We start from the raw sequence: 23,533 nt of genomic DNA, 5'->3' as shown, positions 1-23,533 counted from the left end.
CCGGTTGCTTCAATACCGATAAACACTCTTTCTGCATGACAAGCAAGTTTAGCCGCTTCAATATTATTTATTAAAATGTTCATCCCAGTCTTATTTACCATAAAGGAGAATGGTGCTATCTGTACCTCTCCATAGTAATTTAAAATCATCGCTTTTTGTAAAACCTTTGATACATCTATGGGTACAAGCAAAACTTTTTCTAAATTAGCTCCTCTAATTTCTTGTGCGAATTGACTTCTTCTTAATCCTTGTTTACTCTTAAGTAGTCTCATTGACTATGGCCTCCTTGGCGGGTTGGTAAATGATTGAGTTAACTTGGTTAAGTAGTTCAATCGTAGCATAGTCTTGGGACTTTTTTATGTGTAAAAATATTATTTCATACACCAGAAAGTATAAGTTTCTGGTGTTTAGTTTATATATGTTACTGCTAAATCCAGCTCCAGCACCTAGCCAAGATGAAATGGCGACGATCTTTGTCATTTCATCCTACTCGAGGGAAAAAGAAAAATCACTTTTTTCCTTGATCAAATGTTCTATCATGAATAAAAGGGAAAACGACCCTTTTTTTCATGATAGAACATTTTCTCTCTTAGGCCAAACGGGGCCCTGAGCCTTTTGTTCCAACCTCATGATACGTTCATTTTCCTCATTCCCTTGACTATTTTATTAAAAATTCAAATAATTTATTCTTACAAAATTATTACAAAAGACCTAAAATCTTCGCCATGCGAAAGGACCGTAGACCTGTTCTATTTTAATAAAGTATTACTAGTTTTTAGACTCTATTATTTTTTACAAGAGATGAGAGATTTTAGTCATATAACGTGGGACACCTCCATAATTATGAACTATAAGCAACTGGCTAAACAAAAGAGATGGAGGCTGAACAATTATGAAATCGTTAAAACCATTCATCGTACTAGGATCACTTTTATTTATTGTCACCTTACTTATACCAACGTTGTTGGTAATTCCCTTTTCAGAAAAAACAAATGGTACTCTAGTGGAGGACATACAGCCTATCGTATTAGCAACACCTGAAGTTAAAAATGAGTCACAATTGGATGTGGCTGTCTATAGAACAAAAGAGCAACTCATTGAAAATATACCACTAGAACAATATGTAGTAGGGGTTGTCGCTTCTGAAATGCCAGCTGAATTTGAGATGGAAGCATTAAAGGCTCAAGCTTTAACAGCTCGAACATACATCGTTCAACAGCTTCTATTAGAACAGAGTCTTGGAACACCGAAAGGATCGAAGGTAACTGATACGGTCAGGCACCAAGTTTATAAGGATTTAGAGGATTTAAAGGCAGTATGGGGAGATGACTTTGAAGCCAATCTCGCGAAAATTACAGAAGCAGTAAATAGCACAAGTGGAGAGATCATTACGTATAACAATGAACCAATTGACGCTCAATATTTTTCAACGAGTAACGGTTTTACCGAGAACTCTGAGGACTATTGGCAAAATGAATTCCCTTATTTAAGAAGTATAGAAAGCCCGTGGGATAAAGAATCACCAAAATATTTAACAACGACTACTTTTACTGTAGCCCAATTTGAACAGAAGCTTGGAGTTAGGCTTGGAGAAAGTGGAACGATTGGAAAAATCACTGCTCGAACGACTGGTAAGCGTGTCGGTACCATAAAAATTGGAGATAAGGTGATTACAGGAAGGCAAGTAAGAGAAGCTCTAGAGCTCCCATCTTCAGATTTTGACTGGGAACGAAAGGGAAATCAAATCGTCATAACGACAAGAGGATATGGACACGGGGTAGGAATGAGTCAATATGGAGCAAATGGAATGGCACGGGAAGGAAAAACATATCAAGATATTGTGAAATACTACTATAAAGATATTGCCATCTCGGCAATAGATCCATACATTCCAAAAATTGCAGCAGTAGCAGCATCGAAATAAATTAATTGGTGCAAACCAATAGGATCCACAATATAATAAGAGAGTAGCACTGCTACCAAAACTTGGGGTATTGCAGAGCGCTCCCTTTTTTATTGCTTAGGAAATTATAAATACTCACTATTTGTGGATAACTGAGTGATGTGCGTAGTAATCCGGCTCCAGCGCCCAGCCACTCGAGGTCAAATAACCCTTGAAGAGTAAAAGGGAAAGAGCGCCTTTTTCTCTTCAAGGAACATTTGCTAGCCTGAGGCTAAACGGGGCGCTTGCGCCTTTTGTTCTGTTGAAAAAAAGTTTTCACTCCCAAGGAGGAATTCGATTATGGAAAAATTAATCATCAATGTACGCCCTTAATAAGGGGGCGTAAACTCTAAGGCCGCCAGGTAATTCTGGAGGACTAGATGAAAAAGTATGTATATTTGTATATAAATGGATTATCAGATTTAGGTTCAAGAATGAATCTATTAGCATTTACCTCACTATTACTTCAGTTTCCAAATAGTGAGCTATGGTTAATGGCCTTTTTTCTATTAAGGCAAATAGGTGCCCTATTATCAAGCCTCGTAGCTGGATATATAGCTGACAGATTTCATCGAAGACATGTCATGATAATAAGCGATGTATTTGCGGGTTTATCACTAGTACTAGTTGTCATAATCCCAACCCCGTTTACTGCTTGTGTGTCCATCTTGTTATTAGGCGTATTCTATACAGCCTTTTCAGTTTGTTTACAAGCCTCAATCCCAGATATTTATGGTGATAACCAAGCTTCGGAAATTAATATGCGTTTTATTAGATTAACTTCCCTAGCGAGTATGATTGGGTTTGCAATAGGTGGAATATTAACAGAGGTTGCTGGGTATAAGGTTGTTCTTCTTCTTGACGCAGGAACATTTTTCATTTCAGCCTTTGTGTTATTATTCATGAGTTGGAAAGAATCAAAAATAGAGGCTAAAGAGTTACCGATTGGGATGGCGGAAGGCTTTCAAAGCATACTAAAACAGCGTGCAATCTTCCTTCCAACCTTATTAGTTTGCACAATGGCGATTGGTGTTTCAGGATATAATTACGGGATACCACTATTTGCTCAAACCTATATGACAAATGCTTCAACAATTCACGGTTTTATGTGGACTGCATTAGGAGTAGGTTCTTTTATAGGATCATTCTTATCGAAGAAAATAAAAGGAGAACCAAAAAAGATTTACTACTGCTCTGTTTTATTGTTCATCCCTGTCGTTAATACACTATTTTTATTTACAGAGCTATGGGTTGTCCTATTTGTACTAGGGCTCTTGGGATTCATACATGCCTTTGAACAATGGAGTCACCGGAACATGATCCAACAATGTGAATCAGCCATTAGAGGTAGACTTTTCGGGATTCAATCTTTATCGATGAGAGTAGGGTTTTTAATTGGATTCTTACTAACACCTGTATTGTATGAATTATTTTCGTTACAAATTATGGTTATACTTATGCAGCTTATAACGTTAATGATTCTATTTTATATTGGAATAACATTATTACTGGGTAAAGGAAATAGAACCTCCTGATTATATCAGGAGGTACTTTTTTATTTGTTAAGAAAGTTTCTGGTGTTTAGTTTATGCAATGTTACGGCTATTTCCAGCTTCAGCGCCGAGCCACTCAAGGTCAAATACCCTGTCATGAATGATTAACATAGTCTTACCGTAACGGTATGAGAGGACAATAGGGCATAATATTTTATTACATTAGTAACTTGAATGATTAAACTTCTTCTTCAATGAAAAACAACCATTCTATACCGCATATACTATTTAAAATTTCCGAATTTCCCATCAATGAGGATAAATTTTTTAACTCTATGAATAATATCTAAACCTTTGTCGAAAAATAATCTGTAATTTTTTTTGTATGAATGTATAGATTTACAAGTTTCTGTTCAGAATGGTTGCTGAGGTGATGATAAATGAGAGAGGAAGAAAAATTTAATTCTCAGAAATCAAAAAGTCAACAATTCTTTAAAAAACGTTGGGTATTCCCAGCAATCTATTTAGCAAGTGCAGCCTTAATCTTGACTGCCGTGTTATGGTATCAAAATAGCACAGAAATTGCAGAGCCAACAGATCTAGGAACAACAAATGAATCTGAAGGAACTGCATACAATCAAGATGATGAAGCTGTACCAGTAACTCAAACCGTAGAGAAATTCTCTATGCCTGTCGTTGACCCTAATTCTATTGAAATCCAAAAGCACTTCTACGATGATAATGCAAGTGCCGAGGAACAGGAAGCTGCCCTAGTATTCTATAATAATACGTACACTGGTAACACAGGTATCGATATTGTCAGCAAAAATGGGGAAAGCTTTGATGTAGTCGCATCTCTGAGTGGTACAGTTACAAAATCTGTTAAGGATCCTATGCTTGGATATGTTGTAGAAGTTGACCATGGAAATGGAATTACATCTATGTACTCTGCCTTAGAAAATGTTAAGGTAGAAGAAGGAGCCACTGTTACTCAAGGAGAAATGCTAGCTTCTGCTGGACGTTCACTTTATAACAGTGAAGCAGGAATTCACACCCACTTTGAAATTCGTAAGGATGGGACGCCTGTAAATCCATTAGATTTCTTTGAAAAACCTTTATCTTCTCTTCAAGAAGAAGAAATTCAACATGATGAAGATATAGACGATAAGACTTCTACTGAGCCTGAACAAGGTACAGAAGAAGAGGAAGAAGAACAACCTGGTGAAGGAGAAGGAGATTCAGAAGAAAATACAACTGACACTCCAGATGCTTCAATTGGTCAAGGCCAAGCGTAAATAAACCGTTAATACCACACAACAACTTTCAATCTACAAACCTGCCTTCGCACAAAGGCAGGTTTTTTCAATTACTATTTGTAGATGGGAACAAGCAAAATAATAAGGATACTAGCAGTTTACCTCAATGTCCCTAGCCAAATATACCGGTTGAAATCAATGGTTTACCGATTAAACCTTTTCTCTTATTTATGGAACTAGTCGTATCCTTTAGTATGTTAAAACAATATGAAATTTTCTATATTTTCTGATACAATAACTTTAACACTTTACTAAAGTGGGGTTCAGGCCTAATACAATAAAGTGGTGATAAAATGAAGAAGTGTTTGTTAACAGGATTTGTTCCCTTTTTAGATTTTAAAGTGAATCCGACAGAAGAGATTGCTAGAGCACTTGACGGTAAAGTAATCGGAAATTATAAGATTGTAGGAAAAATTTTGCCTGTTGAATTTAAAGAAACAGCTAATCAAGCTATTGGTTATTATGAAGAGGTAAAGCCTGATGCTGTCATTATGCTAGGTTTGGCGGGTGGAAGGTCTAAGATTACTCCTGAGCGAATTGCGATTAACTGTTCGGACGGTGCTCCTGATAATACTGGTGTGACTTTTCAGGATGCCACTATTGAGGAAAAAGGTCCTGCCGGATACTTCAGTACATTACCGATTCGTCACATTGTAAATGTTCTACAGGAAAAAGGATACCCTGCTCAGATTTCAAATACAGCTGGTGCATATTTATGTAACTTTGTAAAATACAAAATGCTACATCATATTCAAATAAGGCAGGACAAGGTTAAAGCGGGGTTTGTCCACATCCCAGCATCACATGAAATAGCGATCCAGCAGCAGGCCTTGCCAAGCTGGTCAAAGCATGATTTAGAAGAAGCAATTATAACCATAATAGAATCACTAGATTAGGGGGAAGAATGAAATGACATTTTCAATTGTTGGATTTGATCCGAATACGAAAGAGCTTGGAATTGCTGTACAATCCAAATTTTTAGGTGTAGGTGCTGTTGTACCTTGGGCAAAAGCAGGTGTTGGGGCAGTTGCGACACAATCTTATGCCAATACGACATACGGTCCAAAAGGGCTAGAGCTCATGGAAGCGGGGAAGTCAGCGCAAGAAGCGATTGACATTTTAACAGGTGAAGATACAGAGTCGGCATACCGTCAAGTTGGTATCGTCGATGGTAAGGGGAACGCTGCTACCTTTACAGGGGACAAGTGCTATGATTGGGCTGGTGGAGTAACGGGACTAAACTTTGCTGCACAAGGAAATATATTGGTAAGTGAAGAAACAGTACAAGCAATGGCGAAGGTCTTCCTGGAAACGGAGGGGAGTTTGGCAGAACGTCTATTAAATGCGTTAGATGCAGGGCAAGATGCAGGTGGTGATAGCCGTGGTATGCAGTCAGCCTCGCTTCTTGTTGTAAAAGAAAAGGGCGGATATGCAGGTTTTAATGACCGTTACATTGACCTTCGTGTAGATGACCATCCAGATCCAATAAAAGAACTCATCCGTATTTATGAGCTTCAACAGCTATATTTTGCTCCAACAAAGGAAGAAAATATAGTAGAAATAAAAGGGGAAGTCAGAGAAGAGCTGATTCGAGAACTTCATAGGCACGGTTATCTTGATCAATCATCAGTGGTTCAAGAAGAAACGTTGTATCAATCATTAACTGCGTACCTTCATACTGAAAACTTTGAAGGTCGCGAACAAGCAAAAGGAAAGATCGATTTAGAAGTCTTACAATATATGAAAAAATAAACGTTGTATCAAGAGGTTTTGTGATAGGCTGGAAAAAAGAGCTTGAAGAATCAAGCTCTTTTTCAATGTTTAAAAACTTATATTATAATGAATGGAAAAAAGGAGAATAACCGATGAAAATCTACTATTTAGCTTTGATTTTTCTCCTGAGCTATTTACTAATTCCCCACGCCGTTTCTGCACATCCTGGCAGCTTGGACGAACTAGGAGGTCATTTTAGAAACAAAGACTGTGTCTATCTTCTCCATGAGCCAACCCCTCTTGCAATGGACGCTAAGAATATGGATGAACTTATCAACCTAATCAAAAAATATAACCGTAACAAATGCACAAAGGATGTAACTGCTCTGAAAATCGAACTAAATCAGCTTTCTTATTCAGGAAATGTATCAACAAATTCAAACTCACTAGAACCGGAAGTGAATCTTGGAAAAACCTATAAAGCCACCTTGTTAAGCTGCACAGATGGAGATACAGCTGTTTTCTCAATAAATGGGAAACCTTATAAAACTAGATTTCTATTTATTGATACACCCGAAAACACGGCTAATAAAGAAGACTTTGGTGAGGAAGCAACAAATTTTACGTGTGACTTGCTTACACAAGGAAACATCCTACTTGAAACAGATGGGGAAGACCTATTTGATAAGTATGACCGTCTTTTGGCATGGGTGTTCGTTGATGACAAATTACTACAGGAAGAAATTACAAAGGAAGGATTAGTAGAAGACTTTTATGATTATGGGACATATAAGTATGAAAATCGTATCCGTAATGCCATGGAAGAGGCAAGAGCTGATAAAGTGGGTTTATTTCAACAACACGAAGAAAAGCGGAAGGACATGCTGTTGCTTATCGTCCTAGCCGGTCTCATCAGCTTCGTTGTCACTAGATTAATCAAACGTTAAGAATTGAGCTCGCTACTAGAAGCTCATTCTTTATATGAATTATTTCCTACACTCTACCAATTTGCATTAGAATTCATCTACTCTAAGATATGGACAGCTATTTTAAATCGTTTACTGGTAACTCGTTGCTGATACTTTATTAACTCCTGTGGTTTTCAAATCGATTTAGAAAATGTACTTTTTCAATGGATGAGTTATTTCGCTATAGGTTTGCCGTATCCGCATTGGTTAAGAAGTACATCGAACAAAAAGAGAATCTTATAAGAACTACCATGGCTTTAGCAAAATACATGGGTAGTAAAGATAAATATACTGCCTATCATTCTTCTAATGTTTCAAGATTCTCTAAGCTGATTGCTAAAGTATTAGATGAGGTTACACTTGGAGAAAAGCTACATGATATTGCAGGATAGGAATACTAGAGAGTATATTAAATAAACCAATTACTATGATTAAAACTCATTCTTTTCAATCGGTTATGAAATTGATAAGAATATTAATATATTTGATAAAAACAGAGTGTTTGGAGCACTGAAGTGGCTATCCGAAAGGTCTAAAAGGTGACGAAATACCACTAATTGCTAAAAATATAGCAGTGGCCGATTCTTCGATGCAATGACTTCAAATCGAATCTATAGAATAGAAAATGCATTGAGTTAGCTGTCGATGAGATCATTTTTATAAAGGCAGGTATTACGATCCGAGAGTTTTTGATGTGTAATAGAGAATCATGGTGAAAAGATTCTCGACTCTGAGGACACTGAAAAGGTTTCTTTACTTTCGATCTACACGTAACTTAATGCAAAAAGATTCCCCTTTAGCTAGAGGAATCTTTTTATTTTTATTCAAATGTAACAGTTCCACGAGATTCTTGATCGGCTGTTAACCAGTAGTTCATCGTGTAGGTTCCATCTTCAAGGTCTAATAGAGTATCTGTGTAGGTTAAAGACTCACCCTGTTTTACTATAATCTCTGCAATCTCCATCGTAAAGCTCTTATCGGCTGAATAATGATAGATTTTCTCTCCATCTTTAAAGATCTCATATTCAAAACGCTGTCCACCATGGAAGATTAGTGATTGTTCTGTTTCAGTTTGGTTTGTAAAAGTAAATTCAAATTCATAACCACCACTATCAAGCTTCGTTACATTTACACTAGGTTCAATTGAACCTGCCACGATTCCGGAATCCGCCTCTTTTTTGTAGTTATACGCCTGATACATAACTTGAACAAAATCAGATCGTAGTGCAGCCTCACGATAGTCTTCAGCCTCTTCTAGAAGCCCTTCACCTAAAGCAGTGACGACAAATTGTGCATACTCGAGAGAGCTATTTTCTAGTGGTCTATAAATATAAATAAAGTTGATTTCTAATGCACTAACAAGTGCAAATGCAAGTTCTTCAATCGAAACGGTATCGTTCGGATTAAAATTCCCATCCTCACTGACCTTAATAAACCCAGCTTCCACTGCTGCTCCAATTTCATTTTCAGCCCAGTGGTTATTTGTGTCCTCGAACGATACCCCTTGATATAAATCGGTTAATTGAAACATTCGATCTAATACGACCGCGAGCTGGGCTCTTGTCATGTTTTCCTCTAAATAAGACTTACCATCAGCTTTACCTTGGAATATTCCAAGTTCCTTTAAAAATTCAAACTTCTCTTCAACTGTCATCTTTACTTCAAGACAAGTAAGCTCTTCTCCTTTGTCACAATTCCCATCAACAGATGCTGAAGCTGGAGCTGTAACAGATCCTAATAACATAATACTTAATAACCCAATTCCCAATTTTTTCATTTTGTAATCGCCTCCAAACAAGTAGACGGAGAAAAAATTGGAAAGTTACATGTACTAAAAGAAAATTTTGACTCATAAATCCTATAACAGGGGCAATAAATTCAAAAAAATCTGAGAAAACCCTTGTCCCTCTTGAGTTTTTAGCATATATCCACAACCAAGCTAATACAATGTTACAAACCTTAACAAAGAGAGTGTTTGAGGTGAGAGCGTCGATTGTCTTCGAAGGTCGATAAAAATATATTCTTCTTCAGATGAACGAGCATAACAAGTTCTTCGTAGGTGTCATAAACGGGTCTCATTTCACACTTCTCACATCCAACTTAGGGAGGCGAGTGGTGTGCACGATTACATCAGAGAGCGTACTATCAAGATTGGCAAGTATATCGTGGAGACAAAGAAGACTGTTCGCGTAATAGCGAAAGAGTTTGGAGTTTCCAAAAGTACTGTTCACAAGGACTTGACGGAAAGATTACCTGAAATTAATCCTGAGCTAGCGAATGAAGTAAAAGACATTCTTGACTACCATAAATCAATTCGTCATTTGCGTGGTGGTGAAGCAACAAAGATGAAGTACAAAAAAGAAGAGCAAGAGGTTGTGAAATAAGTAAATTTAGTGGACTGGATGCTATCTCGACATTTTTTTGCAAATTTCTCTTGATTTTTATACTATTTCCTATATTCTCCTGCAAATTGTGATAAAATATATCATTAGGATATTATCGCCATATTGCAAGGAGGACTTGAAGGATGTTTGCAAGAGATATTGGGATTGATTTAGGTACAGCAAACGTGTTAATTCATGTTAAAGGAAAAGGAATTGTGTTGAATGAACCGTCTGTTGTTGCGCTAGATCGTAATACAGGTAGAGTATTAGCTGTTGGTGAGGAAGCAAGACGAATGGTAGGACGTACACCAGGGAATATAGTTGCTATCCGACCATTGAAGGATGGCGTTATTGCAGATTTTGATGTAACAGAAGCTATGCTAAAGTACTTTATTAACAAACTTAATGTAAAAGGTTTCCTATCTAAGCCCCGCATTCTTATTTGTTGTCCAACAAACATAACAAAAGTAGAACAAAAAGCAATTAAAGAAGCTGCAGAAAAAAGCGGCGGTAAAAAAGTGTACTTAGAAGAAGAGCCAAAAGTGGCTGCAATCGGGGCCGGGATGGATATCTTTCAACCAAGTGGAAACATGGTAGTCGATATAGGCGGTGGAACAACGGATATCGCAGTACTTTCTATGGGTGATATCGTCACCGCCTCGTCTATCAAAATGGCTGGGGATAAGTTTGATAACGAAATCCTTCAATATATTAAACGAGAGTACAAGCTGTTAATTGGAGAAAGAACAGCTGAAGATATTAAAATCAAGGTCGCAACTGTATTCCCTGGTGCACGAAAGGAAGAAATTGATATTCGTGGTCGTGATATGGTTTCGGGTCTTCCTCGTACAATTACTGTATATTCTGACGAAATTGAAAAAGCGTTACGTGAGTCAGTAGATGTGATTGTACAAGCTTCAAAAAGCGTATTAGAGAGAACACCACCTGAACTGTCAGCCGATATTATTGATCGAGGTGTCATTCTAACAGGTGGAGGGGCTTTATTGCACGGCATTGATACTCTTCTTGCTGAAGAGCTGCATGTCCCTGTCCTAATTGCAGAGGATCCTCTAAATTGTGTAGCAATTGGTACAGGAATTATGCTAGAAAGTATTGATAAGCTTCCTAGAAGAAATTTAGTGTAAAAATTGGATGATGTCCTTTTCTGAAAACTCCGCTATAATGGAGTTAAGTGAAAAGTGTGTGAAAGGGGATACATATGTTAAAAGGATTTTATACAGCAGCATCAGGTATGATTGCTCAGCAAAGAATGCAGGAGTTATTAACGAATAATATGGCGAATGCTAATACGCCAGGCTATAAAGCAGACCAAGCAAGCTTACGTGCATTTCCTGAGTTATTATTGCAGCAATTTAATTCCCAAAGCATACCCAACCCTAGTAGACATTTACCTTCTGGAAAAACAATCGGAGGCATTAATACCGGTGCTTATATGCAAGAAGCCATTCCAAACTTTATACAAGGTGACATCTATGAAACAGGTCGATCCACAGATTTAGCACTTGTTGAACAAAATGTTCCAATGAATGAAGAAGGTCAGAAAGCTGCGCTGTTTTATGCGGTACAGAATGCAGATGGTGAAGTTCGTTATACGAGAAACGGTAATTTTACAATAGATGGACAAGGGAATCTTACAACAAATGAAGGATTTTACGTTTTGGATGAAACAGGTGTGCCGATTGTTATTGAAAGCGGAGAATTTGTTGTGAATCAAGATGGTAGTGTACTAGAAAATGGCCAAGTTGTCGGTCAAATCTCGATTGCACTTGCCGAGAATCCGAATGGCTTACTAAAAGAGGGGACAGGCCTATACCGGACAGAAAACGGTGAACCTCTTCCTACGGCACTAGGAAATGCCAATGTGGCATACACAGTTCAACAGGGATTCATTGAGCGATCCAATGTCGATGTTTCCCAAACGATGACACAGATGCTTACTGCGTTCCGTGCATTCGAGGCGAATCAAAAGGTTCTACAAGCCTATGATAAAAGCTTGGAGAAAACAGTTAATGAAATTGGACGTCTATAAAATAGTAAAAGGTGATATCGTATGTTACGCTCAATGATAACTGCAACGAATACAATGACACAGCTGCAAAAGCAACTAGATACCATTAGCCATAACATGGCCAATATCAATACAACTGGCTATAAGCGTCGTGAAACGAACTTCCAAGAGTTGTTATTTCAACAGTTTAATAATCAACCGATTAATGGAAAAGAGATAGGGAGACTTACTCCAAATGGGATTCGTCAAGGTGTAGGGGCAAAACTCTCCCATACAAGTCTTCTACTTACCCAAGGAAGTATTCAATCTACGGATCGTGCGCTGGATTTAGCCTTAACAAAATATAATCAGTTCTTTGAGGTACAAGTAGATGGAGAAGGTACGGTTCATTATACACGGGATGGATCCTTTCATTTATCACCATTAGCAGATGGAACTGACTATGTTCAAATTGTGACAAGTGAAGGATTCCCTGTCATGTCAGAAGAAGGTCCGATTATTTTAGCTGATACGATTTCGGAATTACAGTTTAGTGATAACGGAGAGCTTACTGTTAAGTATCAGGATGGTACTTCTGAAAATTTCAATCTTTCCATTGCACAAATCAATCGTCCACAGCTACTTCAATCAGCAGGTAACAATAAGTATAGTCTTCCAAATCTTGACGAGCTCAATGTCAATCAGGCAGATGTTTTTGGGATAGTAGAGCGTGGCGATATCAGTATCGTTCAAGGTGCATTAGAACAATCCAACGTAAGTCTTGAAAAAGAAATGACCGAACTCATTAATATGCAGCGATCTTATCAATTTAATGGGAAGTCCATTTCAATTGCAGACCAAATGATGGGTCTAGTAAATGGAATTCGTTAAGTAACAGAGGGGATTAGTATGGCAACAAACCTAGACAAAATGGATACAAAGTCAAGAGATGAACGCCGTAAAGCGAGGCGGGCGATGTATCGAAAAAGTGAAGAAAATAATGAGGAAACTGAACCAAAAAAGGTGAAAATGAGCATTAGATTAATTCCGATTTGGCTCAGGCTAATTATCGTTGTTATTTTGATAAGTGCAAGCCTCTTAGCAGGTCTGGTTGTTGGTTATGGAATCCTTGGGAACGGTGAAATAAATGATGCGTTAAAGAAATCTACATGGACACACATAGTAGATTTAATAGAAGCGGACTAAAGGAAGGTATCCCCTTCCTTTTTCGTAAGTTAAGAAAGTAAAAGTTACTGGTGTTTAGTTTATACAATGTTACTGCTACATCCAGCTCCAGCGGCCAGCCAAGATGAAATGGCGACGATCTTTGCCATTTCATCCTTCTCGAGGGAAAAGAAAAATCACTTTTCCCTTGGTCAAAAACATGACATGAATAAAAGGGAAAACCACCCCTTTTTTCATGTCAGAACATTGCTCGCTAAACGGAGCGCTTGCTATTAGAAGTTGCTATTTCTAACATATCTATAAAATGAAGTAGGAGGAATTTCTCATGCTTGATATTAACCAAATAAAGGATATTATTCCGCATCGCTATCCGTTTTTGCTAGTAGATCGTATTATAGAAATAGAAGAAGGAAAACGTTCTGTCGGGATTAAGAATGTAACAGCAAATGAACCATTTTTTGCAGGACATTTTCCTGAATACCCTGTAATGCCAGGGGTGTTAATTGTAGAAGCTTTAGCTCAGGTAGGAGCCGTTGCGATGCTTAAGAAAGAAGAAAATCGTGGACGGTTAGCTTTCTTTACCGGAATTGATAATTGTCGCTTCAAAAGACAAGTTGTACCTGGAGATCAATTGCGGCTCGAAGTAGAAATAACTCGTGCAAGAGGTACAATTGGAAAAGGTAAAGGAATTGCTACGGTGAATGGTGAACTTGTATGTGAAACTGAAATTATGTTTGCATTAGGCGAAAAGAAATAAAGATATGCCCTGCCACTATATGATGGTAGGGCTTTTTTATGCACTTTAAAGGATGGAAAAAATTATATGATATAATGCAAGTTTTTTTATAAAATGGGTAAGCTAATCAAAGACCGTAAAGGTTCATAATGAAAACAAAGGAAAGGACGGATTCGAATGAATAAAAAGTGGTTATTAAAATTAACTGGTACTCTTCTTGCTGCATTCCTAATTACTGGTTGTGCAGCTGATGATCAAGACCCAGCACCTCCAGGTGATACTGGAACAGATACAGAGGAGCCATTAGAAGAACCGATGGATGAAGGTACTGACGAGACAACGCCTGCTGATGATACAACACCTGGTGACACGGAGGAACAAGAAGGAACACCAGGAGAAGGTGACGAAGGTACGACAGAAGACACTGCATCACCAGACGGAATGGACGCAGCTGATACTGACGGAACTGATGCTGGAGCAGGCACTGGCAATGGAGACGACGAGGAAAATAAATAATGATCTAGCGATAACCCATCTGAATATGTGATATGCTCCCCTTAAGGTAGACAGATTATCAAGAAAATCTGTCTACTAAAAGGGGAGCATTTTTTGTCTAAAAAAGCCTTCACTCGTGAATAGATTGAAGTATTAATTGCATAGATAGAGAGTATATATTCATTAACTGAAAAAAATGGTGAGATGTTTGAATCTAGAATTTGAAAATAGGAGGATAAATATGGTAGTGAAGGTCTGGAATATTGATTCACTTGAGACGATATTGATAAAATGAATTTTGATATTGGTAATATATTCTATAAATTTACAGACTGTATTGAAAAAAATGAACCTGTCTTGTTCCCTGTAGGGAGGACTTATGGTATACATATTACCTTAATACGTTAAGATTTATAGTTAACAATGCCTATTTAACAAAATATTAATGATAACTTAATAATTATCTACTAAAATGTAAGTTGGTAGGTAATAGGAACTTAATGTTTAAACCTATCTACTAAAACAAAAAACGGAAGGAGATTTGTAATGATTCATAATCAGTTCAAACGATTAATTAGTTTACTCGTTATATTTACATTTGTTGTTGGCTTTTTTGTGCCAGCACTTCCAAGTGTAAAGGCTTCCCCGGCCTCTGATCTATTTATTTCAGAGTACATCGAGGGAGGAAGCTATAACAAGGCTATTGAGCTTTACAATGGAACAGGATCAGAGATCAATTTATCTAGCTATACTTTAGAGATTTATAGCAATGGTGCAAGTGAAGCGAGTAATACTCTCTCTCTTTCAGGAACACTAGCAAACAGTGAAACTTATGTTCTTGCACATCCTAGTTCAGATCCAGCTATTTTAGCTATTGCTGATGTTCAAAATGGTTCAGTAATTAATTTCAATGGCGATGATGCTCTAGTATTAAAAAATAACGGTACAGTCATTGATTCATTTGGACAAGTGGGCGTAGATCCTGGTTCGTCTTGGGGCGGAATTACTGTTGACAAGACCCTAGTACGTAAAGCAGATATCGTAACAGGCGATGCGAATCCAACTGATTCATTTGATCCTTCTATCGAATGGGATGTAAACGCTAAGGATACTTTCTCATTTTTAGGAACTCATACAGTAAATAATAATCAAGAACCAGATCCAGTTAAGGATTATGTAACAGTAGCAGAAGCAATCGCCAATAACAGCGGAATTGCAAAGGTTCAAGGGTATATTGTTGGAACAGTATCTGGATCAACAAGCTTTGACCTAGAAGCACCATTTACGTTAGCTACTAATATTGCTCTAGCAGATTCACCTACAGAAACTGATATTACAAAAATGATCCCCGTACAGCTACCAACAGGTGAAATTAGAACAGGACTCAACCTAGTAGATAATCCATCTAACCTTGGAGCAAAAATTGAAATTACAGGTAGCTTAGAAGCATACTATACACTTCCTGGATTAAAGAGCCCTTCAGCTTATACAATTCTTCAACCGGGTTCACCTGTAGACCCGCAGCCAGATCCAACAGAGACAATTACAATTGAACAAGCACGTCAATATGCAAACGGCACTGAAGTAACAGTAGAAGGAATCGTAACAGCTGACAACGCAGCAATCGGTGGCGGTAAGCTTTCTACGTATATTCAAGATACAACAGCAGGAATTAATCTTTACAGCAACACATCTCAAGACCTCAAAGAAGGAGACCGTGTTAAGGTAACGGGTACCCTTGCTGAGTACAAAGGCTTAAAAGAAATAATGCCATCTGCTATTGAAGTGTTAGGGCAAAACGAAAATTTACCAGAAGCAAAATCTATCACTCTTGCAGACTTACAATCAATGGCAACAGCAGAGCCACTTGAAGGTCAGCTTGTAAAGCTCAATGGATTTGTACAATCTGTGCCAAGCTCACCAGCAGGTGGCGGCTATAATGTATCTTTCATTGATAGTGAGTTTAACAGTACAACCTTACGTGTAATGGAAGGTACGAATGCCATTGGTTCCATACATGAAGGAAAATGGTATGAGGTAACAGCAATTGTAAGTCAATTCGACTCTTATCAGATTCTTCCTCGTAAAGCAGAGGATATTCAACTAGCACCAGAACAGCCAGAAGCTCCTTCAGCAGCTGGAACATATGAATCAGTCGTTCTATCTGTAACAGATGGAGATACCATTAAATTACAAACACCTGTATTAGGTGCAACAACAGTGCGTTATGTGAACATTGACACACCAGAAACATACCATTCACCCAAAAATGATTTAGACCAAAATCAACTAGACCATGGTAATGCAGCGAAAGCCTACATGAATACGCTATTGAAGGCTGGAGACGAAGTATTGATTAAAGTTGGCGAAGAGGCAACAGATGCATATGGACGTCTTCTAGGTCAAGTCATTCGTAAATCTGATGGTTTAAATACGAACCTTGAAATGGTGAACGCAGGTTATGCTGTAACTTATTTCATATGGCCAGTTGGTGATGAAGCAGATTACAACATGTTTCAATCTGCTGTAAAGGATGCATTCGATGCGGAACTAGGGATTTGGAACCCAGCAAACCCTTTATTAGAACTTCCTTTTGAATTCCGTGCAAGAGAACAAGGGAAAGGTCTATTAAGATATGTAGGAAACTCAGATACAAAGCTTTATGTAAGCCCAGAGAATTTTGAAGCGGTTCCAGTCGAAAAGAGGGTTTTCTTTGCAAGTCCAGAAGAAGCGGAAACAAACGGTTACACGGCAGTTGACGGAGGAAATGAAGCACCAGTTGGGGAAGATCCTAATGGTTCTGACGATAACATCCAGATGCAATTATTAAGCTTAAATGATTTACACGGGAAAATTGATCAACAATATGAACTGGATACAGATGGTGATGGCACACTTGAAGTGCTTGGCCGTATGGATTATGTAGCAGCGTATTTAAGAGATCGTGAAGCCACAAACCCAAACACACTAATTGTTCATGCGGGAGATATGATTGGTGGAAGCTCACCCATTTCAGCCCTATTACAAGATGAACCAACTGTAGAAATTTTAGAATCCATCGGATTTGACTTTGGTACTGTTGGAAACCATGAATTTGATGAGGGTACTCAAGAATTGTTACGGATGGTAAACGGTGGAGAACATCCAGAAGGTAAAGGTACAGCTGGTTATGATGGAATGAATTTCCCGAACCTTTGTGCAAACTGCCTATCAAAAGAAACAAACGAGCCGATTTTACCTCCATATGCCATTTATGAAGTGGAAGGAATTCAAGTAGGATTTATCGGGGTTAACACGGTAGCAACAGCAAACATGGTTATTCCTTCAGGCATTGAAGATATTTACTTCTCTAATGAAACAACCGCTGTTAATAAAGCTGTTGCAGAGTTACAAGCACAAGGGATTGAAGCCATTATAGTTCTGTCTCATATGCCTGCTTCCCAAAATGGAACTGGTGCAACAGGTGATGCAGCTGACTTAGCAAACTCGGTACATGATGCAGTTGACGTCATTTATGCTGCACATAACCATGAGTTAGTTAATGCAGTAGTAGATAACAAGATAATTGTTCAAGCTTTAGATTATGGTAAAGCGTTTGCTGATGTTGATATTGAACTAGATCCAACAACGAAGGATATTGTGAAAAAGCAAGCAGAAATCGTATATGTCAATCAAAATGGCGTAACACCAGATCCAGCTGTAGAAGGTATTCTTGCCAAGTATGCAGCTCAAACGGCAGATATTATGAACCAAGTAATTGGAGTGGCAGCGGTTGAACTAAAAGGTGGATATGGTACGAAAGGTGAAATTGGTGATAATGCCCTAGGAAACCTAATTGCGGACGGTATGGCATGGGCTATGAATTCTGATTTTGCTTTAGTGAATGGCGGAGGAATTCGTGACAACATCAATGCAGGTGAAATCACTTGGTCAGAGCTTTTCAACGTTCAACCATTCGGTAACACATTAGTAAAAGTTGAAATCACAGGAGCAGATTTAGAACAAATTATTAATGCTCAAATTTCAGCTTTATACGGACCAGACGTTTCAGTTGGTGGCTTCAAGTACACATGGGATGGTGCTACTAACAAAGTCATTGATATTTTCCTTCCAGATGGATCGAAAATTAACAAAACAGCTACTTATACCTTAACAGTAAACAACTATATGTACGAGCACGGTAGTGATAAGTATAAGCTACGTGCGCTAGGCGAAAACCCAATGCAGGGACCAATCGACTTAGATGCAACCGTTGATTTTGTAAAAAGCTTTAATAACGAACCAATCACTTACGTAGCTGAAGGCCGTATTTCTGAAGTAGTAGGGCAAGATGATAACCTAGGTCTTGTTACGATTGCAAAGGCTCGTACAGCTGAATTAGGAACAGAAGTAACAGTAGAAGCAATTGTTACATCAACTCCAGGTGCATGGGGAAGCAAAGGCTTCTATATCCAAGATGAAACTGCTGGATCCTATGTTTTTACATCTACTGATAAAGGATTAACAATCGGTGATAAAGTGCGAATTAGCGGGAAAACAGCTACCTATAACGGAGAATTCCAGCTAGCTGACCTTACTACTCTCGAAAAAATAGGGACGGATGTAGCTAAAGTAGCAACAGAATTCAATCCTGCTGAACTAACAGAGGCAACGGAAGGTCAATTAGTCATCGTTAAAGGGGCTACTATCTCCAATTTAAAGAGTGTAAACACTTATGGAACATTTGAATTTACAGCTACAAAGAATGGTGAAACAGTACTTGTCCGAGTAGATAACCGTACAGGATTAAAATTCAGCGATTTCCCTTTCCAAAACGGGGATGTGGTCGATGTAACGGGTATCTCTGGAGAATTCAATGGAACAATTCAATTAAAGCCTCGTAGTGCTGAGGATTTTGAATGGGTTGAAAGAAAAACAATATTATCAGAAGAAAACAAAATCGTGACGTTGCCTGGTACAATCTCCATTGATTTTAGTCAAGTTGTATTTGAAAATAATCAACCTGTTCCGGTAACAGTAACCTCTCTATCTAAAGAAGATGTCGTGATTGGAAATGAAGCACTAGAAGTAGCAGGAATGATCATTGATGTAGATATACCTACAGCATTTACAGGGTTTGTTTCAATCAAGGCTCCTATTAATGAAACTCTTTCATTAGAAGAAAAACAAAAGCTGGCGATTTATTACTATAATGAGCAATCAGAAGAGTGGGAATACCAGCAAACAGAGCTCTCTGAAGATGGCAACTATATTATTGCTTATGTGACACACTTCTCTATCTATGGTGTCATGAAGGTTAATGATACTGAAGCACCAACTACAGAGGCTTCATTACCAGAATCAGACCTTTCGAATGGTGCTTATATTCATGAAGTAAAGCTAGAACTTTCTGCTTCCGATCAGATAACATCAGTAGCAAAGATCGAATTCAAGCTAAATGATGGTGAATGGATTGTATACAATGCAGATGAAGGAATTCGTATCGATACGGATGGAACAACAGAAGTATCATTCCGTGCAACAGACACACTTGGAAACGTAGAAGCAACTCAATCAATCACTGTTAACGTGATGGCTGCTACCATTGAAAACGTTAAAGAAATGGTGACAAATGCAGATGCGAACAGAGGCATGAAAACGTCTATTTTTGCCAAGCTCGCTTCAGTAGAAAATGAACTAAAGAAAGGTAACGTTGGCAAAGCATATGAGAACTTAGAAAAAGTTCGTGAACACATTTCCAAGATGAACAAAAACAATATGGATCAAGAAGACAAGGAAGAAATTCTAAAGCTTGTAGATTATATCCTTGAAAATGAAACATTATAAATAAAAAAAGAAGGCTTCTCTCTAAAGAGGGAAGCCTTTTGAATTACAGGAAGCTCAGGACACCTTTCATAGATCAAAAGGGTTCTCATTTTAGTATGAAAAAGATTAATAGGAAAACAAATTTGTTATATAACGTTTATTAAGTTAAAATGAAGGCAATAGCTTTAATAAAAATGATTAAATTATATTAAATTATTTTCAACCTAACTCTATTGTGCTAAGATATTATATTAGAGTAAACAATGTGACGGAGGTACCATCATACATGTTTAAAAATTTACCACACGGGGTGAAAATAAGCATCTCCCGGTCAATTGCTTCTGCATTTGAACAATATATGAATAAAATTCAATGGAATGAAGATAAATACGATTTAAACGTGTTTATGCAGGAATGGCGTTCCTATATTGAAAAACACGCCTCTTGGTATGATAAAGTCGAGGATGTTATAAAAAATGACGGACAATTCCATGAGGAGCTAGCTGAGAAAATAAATGAAGTTCTAGATAAGGTTCTATCAGAGGAGCCTTCTAAGGAGCAAATGGAAGAACTAGATCTTTTAGAAAAAGAACTAGGTCAGGAATTTACGTACTCATGTAAAGCCGAAGCTAAATACTTAATAGAACGTCTGCAAAAACAAGTAAAAAAAAACAGCTAAAAGAACGGCCAGCAACTGAGAAGCAGTTAAAGCTTGCATCTATTTACTATGTACAAGCTTTCGATGTAGAGCTTCCCGATCAGCATTATACGAATCAGGACATCACGACTATTATCGATAAATGCAAGAAAGAAATTAGGCGAAACACAGAAATGCTCGATGACTTAGATATCATTGAAGAAGAAAATGATGATTACGTACATTAAAACTATCCTTTTAGGATGGTTTTTTTATTTAAAAAGACCTCCAAATCAAATACAAAAAGGGCCATGGGTTAAGTAGGAATATTAAACTCCGTGTCCCTTATTTTTCTCTAATAACAATTGATGTCGTATTTCCAGGGATTGTATATTATTCAGCTCCTCTACTAAATCATGAATGGCAAGTAGTTCATATAAAATGAGCGTTTCAGTTGAAAGGTGCTGATGATATTCGTCTTCTAAATACAAAGTATGCTGTTGTTTGGAAAACCACTCTCTCAATCGATTCATTTGTTGATGGTGCGAATCGGGAATGTGGAAATTTTTAGAATGGAATATACCTTTTATCGATTTCACTGATTCTACAATCATCCTCTTCTTTTCCTCACTCAATTCTATATGAACTGAAGGGAGGTAGATTAAGTTTCCAAGATGATATATGATTTGGCGCAAAGTGGTGAGTTTTTTACATTTATAATGGAAATCACGTATTTCCTTTCGACTGATTCGATGGTATTTCCATTCATCTTTTTGATAAGTACATAACGTTTCAGTTTGATCAACATCTTTTACAAGGGCTTGAAAATTTCCCCTTAAGTCTTTGCTGAGAGGTTGTATATTTAGTAACTCAAGACATCTTGAATCAAAGATGTCGCCGGATTTATCCAATAAATCATGAATCTTGTTTGTAATGGATTTTGAATAGTTAGGTGGCATGACGAAAAAGTTAACAAGGGCAGAAATAATGATTCCTGTACTAGTAGACCCAAGTCTAATAAAAAATGAGGAAAAGTACTCATCATGAACTGTTGAAATCATGGCGACACCAGTTAAGGTTGCCACTAAAGTTCCATCGTGTAATTTTAGTTTATGGCAAGCGATGATGGTTGAAAGGGAGACGAAAGCATAGGAATAAGGGCTATCCCCGAATAAAAAAGTAAACAGTATGGCAAATGCAGCACCAATTGCTGAAGCAGGAAGACGAACAAACGCTTTTTTTATGGAATCTGCCACCGTAGGTTCAATGGTCACAATGGCTGTTATGACCGCAAACATAACCGGCCAATTCAGTATATGGCAAATAAAAGCCGTTACAAATACAGCAATCCCGGTTTTAACAATTCTTCCCCCAACAAATTTTACCCTTTTTGGCATGATAGACAAAATCCTTTTTTCTTTTTTATAATTATTATAGAACTAAATAAACTTGGTTAAACAGGAATATTTATCATTACACTAATTCAAGCGTACTAATGCCAAAAAGTAAATGGGTAAACTAGCCATTTGTCCAGCTCTAACTGGCGCTATGACCTCCACTTCAAAACTTTAAAAGGTTGGAAGAAGTATAAGTGGGGGATAAACACCAGTAAGAACCCGATAATAGGACACAGACGTTGCCATAACCTGTGGCAACGTCTGTGTGACCTACATCGTACAGTCCTCAACTAACAATAAGTGGAGGGTGAGGAAAAACTCTTTATGAACATATCAATAGTAACTTCCTAGAACAAATTATATAATAGCCACAAATAATGTGTTCTTTGGAGGACAAATATGGCGAAAATTAACGTTGGTTTAGTTGGATATGGATTATCAGGACAGACTTTTCATGCTCCTTTATTAACTGTTTTAAATGATTTTGAGATTGTGAAAGTTGTAAGTTCTAAAATAGATAAAGTAAAACAGGACTTAGGAGAAATCGAGGTGGTCAGCAGGTTAGAAGATATACTTGCGGATTCGCAAATTCATTTAATCGTGATAACAACACCAAGTGGTCTTCATTATGAAATGGCTAAGCAAAGCTTGCTCGCTGGAAAACATGTCATTTTGGAAAAGCCAATGGTGGTGAGGGTGTCAGAAGGTGAAGAACTAATAAAAATTGCAAACGAACGAAACCTCCTATTAAGCGTGTATCATAATCGCAGGTGGGATAATGATTATGTAACAATCAAGAATTTAATAAATGAAGGGGTCCTCGGGGAAATCAATACATATCAAGCCCATTTCGATCGTTATAGACCAGTTGTTCGTGATCGATGGAAAGAAAACGAAGGTCCAGGTTCAGGTTCATTGTATGATTTAGGCTCTCATTTAATTGATCAGGCTTTACACTTATTTGGTGAACCCCATTTTGTGTGGGCAGATGTGTTTGGTCAACGTACGCATGCAAAAACAGATGATTATTTTCATATTGTGTTAGGCTATCGCGATAACCTTCGAGTCATTTTACATTCGGGAGCTGTCGTTTTGAATGCTGGTCCAAGGTTCCAGGTTCATGGAAGTAGAGGAAGCTTTATTAAATACGGAATTGATGGACAAGAAGATGCATTGAAGGCGGGTTTGAAACCTATTGATTCAACATGGGGAGCGGATAACCCTGAATTTTATGGTAAGCTTGTGATTGTCAAGGAGGAACAAGAAGAACACACCGTTGTTCCAACTTTAAAAGGCTCATATTTAACGTATTATAAAGACATTGCTCGTAGTCTCTTGCAAGGCGTAAAATTGCCTGTTACGGCTGAGGACGGGCTAACTGTTATTAAGATTATTGATGCTGCCCTAAAAAGTAGTATTGAAAAAAGTGTCGTATACATGGACTAATTAAAGTC

General features: G+C 37.7%; 19 protein-coding genes and 1 pseudogene. 17 read left to right on the top strand and 3 right to left on the bottom strand.

From position 1 onward, the window contains the following. Positions 1-272, bottom strand: a pseudogene (locus tag ACFSCX_RS10705) (IS110 family transposase); the annotation flags it as partial. 620 nt (positions 273-892) lie between these two features. Between ACFSCX_RS10705 and spoIID the strand changes: the two are divergent. The 7 genes from spoIID to ACFSCX_RS10670 all read left to right on the top strand — a co-directional run bounded on the left by spoIID (position 893) and on the right by ACFSCX_RS10670 (position 7,824). Next, entirely contained in the window at positions 893-1,924 is a 1,032-nt protein-coding gene (spoIID, locus tag ACFSCX_RS10700) for a stage II sporulation protein D (RefSeq protein WP_377928227.1), read from the top strand. Positions 1,925-2,322: 398 nt separating this feature from the next. Beyond that, positions 2,323-3,477 carry an MFS transporter gene (locus ACFSCX_RS10695; RefSeq protein ID WP_377928226.1) on the top strand — a complete coding sequence of 385 codons (1,155 nt, stop codon included), beginning with the start codon at positions 2,323-2,325 and terminating at the stop codon, positions 3,475-3,477. Between the two features lie 398 nt (positions 3,478-3,875). Continuing rightward, entirely contained in the window at positions 3,876-4,730 is an 855-nt protein-coding gene (locus tag ACFSCX_RS10690; RefSeq protein ID WP_377928225.1) for a peptidoglycan DD-metalloendopeptidase family protein, read from the top strand. A 314-nt stretch (positions 4,731-5,044) separates the two neighbouring features. After that, positions 5,045-5,647 carry a pyroglutamyl-peptidase I gene (locus tag ACFSCX_RS10685; RefSeq protein ID WP_377928224.1) on the top strand — a complete coding sequence of 201 codons (603 nt, stop codon included), beginning with the start codon at positions 5,045-5,047 and terminating at the stop codon, positions 5,645-5,647. A 13-nt stretch (positions 5,648-5,660) separates the two neighbouring features. Next, the gene (locus ACFSCX_RS10680) at positions 5,661-6,503 is read left to right on the top strand and encodes a DUF1028 domain-containing protein (RefSeq protein ID WP_377928223.1); all 843 of its coding nucleotides are present in this window, start codon (positions 5,661-5,663) and stop codon (positions 6,501-6,503) included. Positions 6,504-6,616: 113 nt separating this feature from the next. Beyond that, a complete protein-coding gene (locus ACFSCX_RS10675) occupies positions 6,617-7,411 on the top strand; it encodes a thermonuclease family protein (RefSeq protein ID WP_377928222.1) in 795 nt (264 codons plus the stop codon). Positions 7,412-7,683: 272 nt separating this feature from the next. After that, positions 7,684-7,824 carry a hypothetical protein gene (locus ACFSCX_RS10670; RefSeq protein ID WP_377928220.1) on the top strand — a complete coding sequence of 47 codons (141 nt, stop codon included), beginning with the start codon at positions 7,684-7,686 and terminating at the stop codon, positions 7,822-7,824. 428 nt (positions 7,825-8,252) lie between these two features. Here the strand turns inward: ACFSCX_RS10670 and ACFSCX_RS10665 are convergent, their stop codons facing one another. Further along, the gene (locus ACFSCX_RS10665) at positions 8,253-9,209 is read right to left on the bottom strand and encodes a BsuPI-related putative proteinase inhibitor (protein ID WP_377928219.1); all 957 of its coding nucleotides are present in this window, start codon (positions 9,207-9,209) and stop codon (positions 8,253-8,255) included. A 340-nt stretch (positions 9,210-9,549) separates the two neighbouring features. Here ACFSCX_RS10665 and spoIIID point away from each other — a divergent pair, with 340 nt between their 5' ends. The 9 genes from spoIIID (at position 9,550) to ACFSCX_RS10620 (ending at position 20,724) form a co-directional block, all read left to right on the top strand. Beyond that, the gene (spoIIID, locus tag ACFSCX_RS10660; protein ID WP_377928218.1) at positions 9,550-9,816 is read left to right on the top strand and encodes a sporulation transcriptional regulator SpoIIID; all 267 of its coding nucleotides are present in this window, start codon (positions 9,550-9,552) and stop codon (positions 9,814-9,816) included. A 143-nt stretch (positions 9,817-9,959) separates the two neighbouring features. Next, positions 9,960-10,961, top strand: coding sequence for a rod shape-determining protein (mreB, locus tag ACFSCX_RS10655; protein WP_377928217.1), 1,002 nt, complete (start codon positions 9,960-9,962; stop codon positions 10,959-10,961). A gap of 74 nt (positions 10,962-11,035) precedes the next feature. Next, positions 11,036-11,866 (top strand): flagellar hook-basal body protein, encoded by an 831-nt coding sequence (locus ACFSCX_RS10650; protein ID WP_377928216.1) that lies wholly within the window; start codon positions 11,036-11,038, stop codon positions 11,864-11,866. 21 nt (positions 11,867-11,887) lie between these two features. Next, the gene (locus ACFSCX_RS10645; protein ID WP_377928214.1) at positions 11,888-12,715 is read left to right on the top strand and encodes a flagellar hook-basal body protein; all 828 of its coding nucleotides are present in this window, start codon (positions 11,888-11,890) and stop codon (positions 12,713-12,715) included. A gap of 18 nt (positions 12,716-12,733) precedes the next feature. Beyond that, a complete protein-coding gene (locus ACFSCX_RS10640) occupies positions 12,734-13,030 on the top strand; it encodes a DNA-directed RNA polymerase subunit beta (protein WP_377928213.1) in 297 nt (98 codons plus the stop codon). A 304-nt stretch (positions 13,031-13,334) separates the two neighbouring features. Further along, positions 13,335-13,766 carry a 3-hydroxyacyl-ACP dehydratase FabZ gene (fabZ, locus tag ACFSCX_RS10635; protein WP_377928212.1) on the top strand — a complete coding sequence of 144 codons (432 nt, stop codon included), beginning with the start codon at positions 13,335-13,337 and terminating at the stop codon, positions 13,764-13,766. A 156-nt stretch (positions 13,767-13,922) separates the two neighbouring features. Beyond that, positions 13,923-14,261, top strand: coding sequence for a hypothetical protein (locus ACFSCX_RS10630; RefSeq protein ID WP_377928210.1), 339 nt, complete (start codon positions 13,923-13,925; stop codon positions 14,259-14,261). A 525-nt stretch (positions 14,262-14,786) separates the two neighbouring features. Beyond that, on the top strand, positions 14,787-20,066 hold the full coding sequence (locus tag ACFSCX_RS10625) for a DUF6359 domain-containing protein (protein WP_377928209.1): 5,280 nt from the start codon (positions 14,787-14,789) through the stop codon (positions 20,064-20,066). A gap of 265 nt (positions 20,067-20,331) precedes the next feature. Further along, positions 20,332-20,724: a hypothetical protein gene (locus tag ACFSCX_RS10620; RefSeq protein ID WP_377928208.1), complete on the top strand. Its 393-nt coding sequence runs from the start codon at positions 20,332-20,334 to the stop codon at positions 20,722-20,724. 287 nt (positions 20,725-21,011) lie between these two features. Here ACFSCX_RS10620 and ACFSCX_RS10615 read toward each other — a convergent pair whose 3' ends face one another. Then, positions 21,012-22,079 carry an aromatic acid exporter family protein gene (locus tag ACFSCX_RS10615; protein ID WP_377928206.1) on the bottom strand — a complete coding sequence of 356 codons (1,068 nt, stop codon included), beginning with the start codon at positions 22,077-22,079 and terminating at the stop codon, positions 21,012-21,014. 399 nt (positions 22,080-22,478) lie between these two features. Here ACFSCX_RS10615 and ACFSCX_RS10610 point away from each other — a divergent pair, with 399 nt between their 5' ends. Continuing rightward, positions 22,479-23,525, top strand: a complete 1,047-nt coding sequence (locus ACFSCX_RS10610) for an oxidoreductase (RefSeq protein ID WP_377928205.1) — start codon at positions 22,479-22,481, stop codon at positions 23,523-23,525. Positions 23,526-23,533: the final 8 nt, after the last annotated feature.

It is taken from the genome of Bacillus salitolerans (genome assembly GCF_042680805.1).
In the GTDB taxonomy this organism is placed as follows: Bacteria; Bacillota; Bacilli; order Bacillales; family SA4; genus Bacillus_CJ; species Bacillus_CJ salitolerans.
The sequence above is the reverse complement of the archived record's forward strand: the minus strand, read 5'-3'. Positions and strand labels throughout refer to the sequence as shown.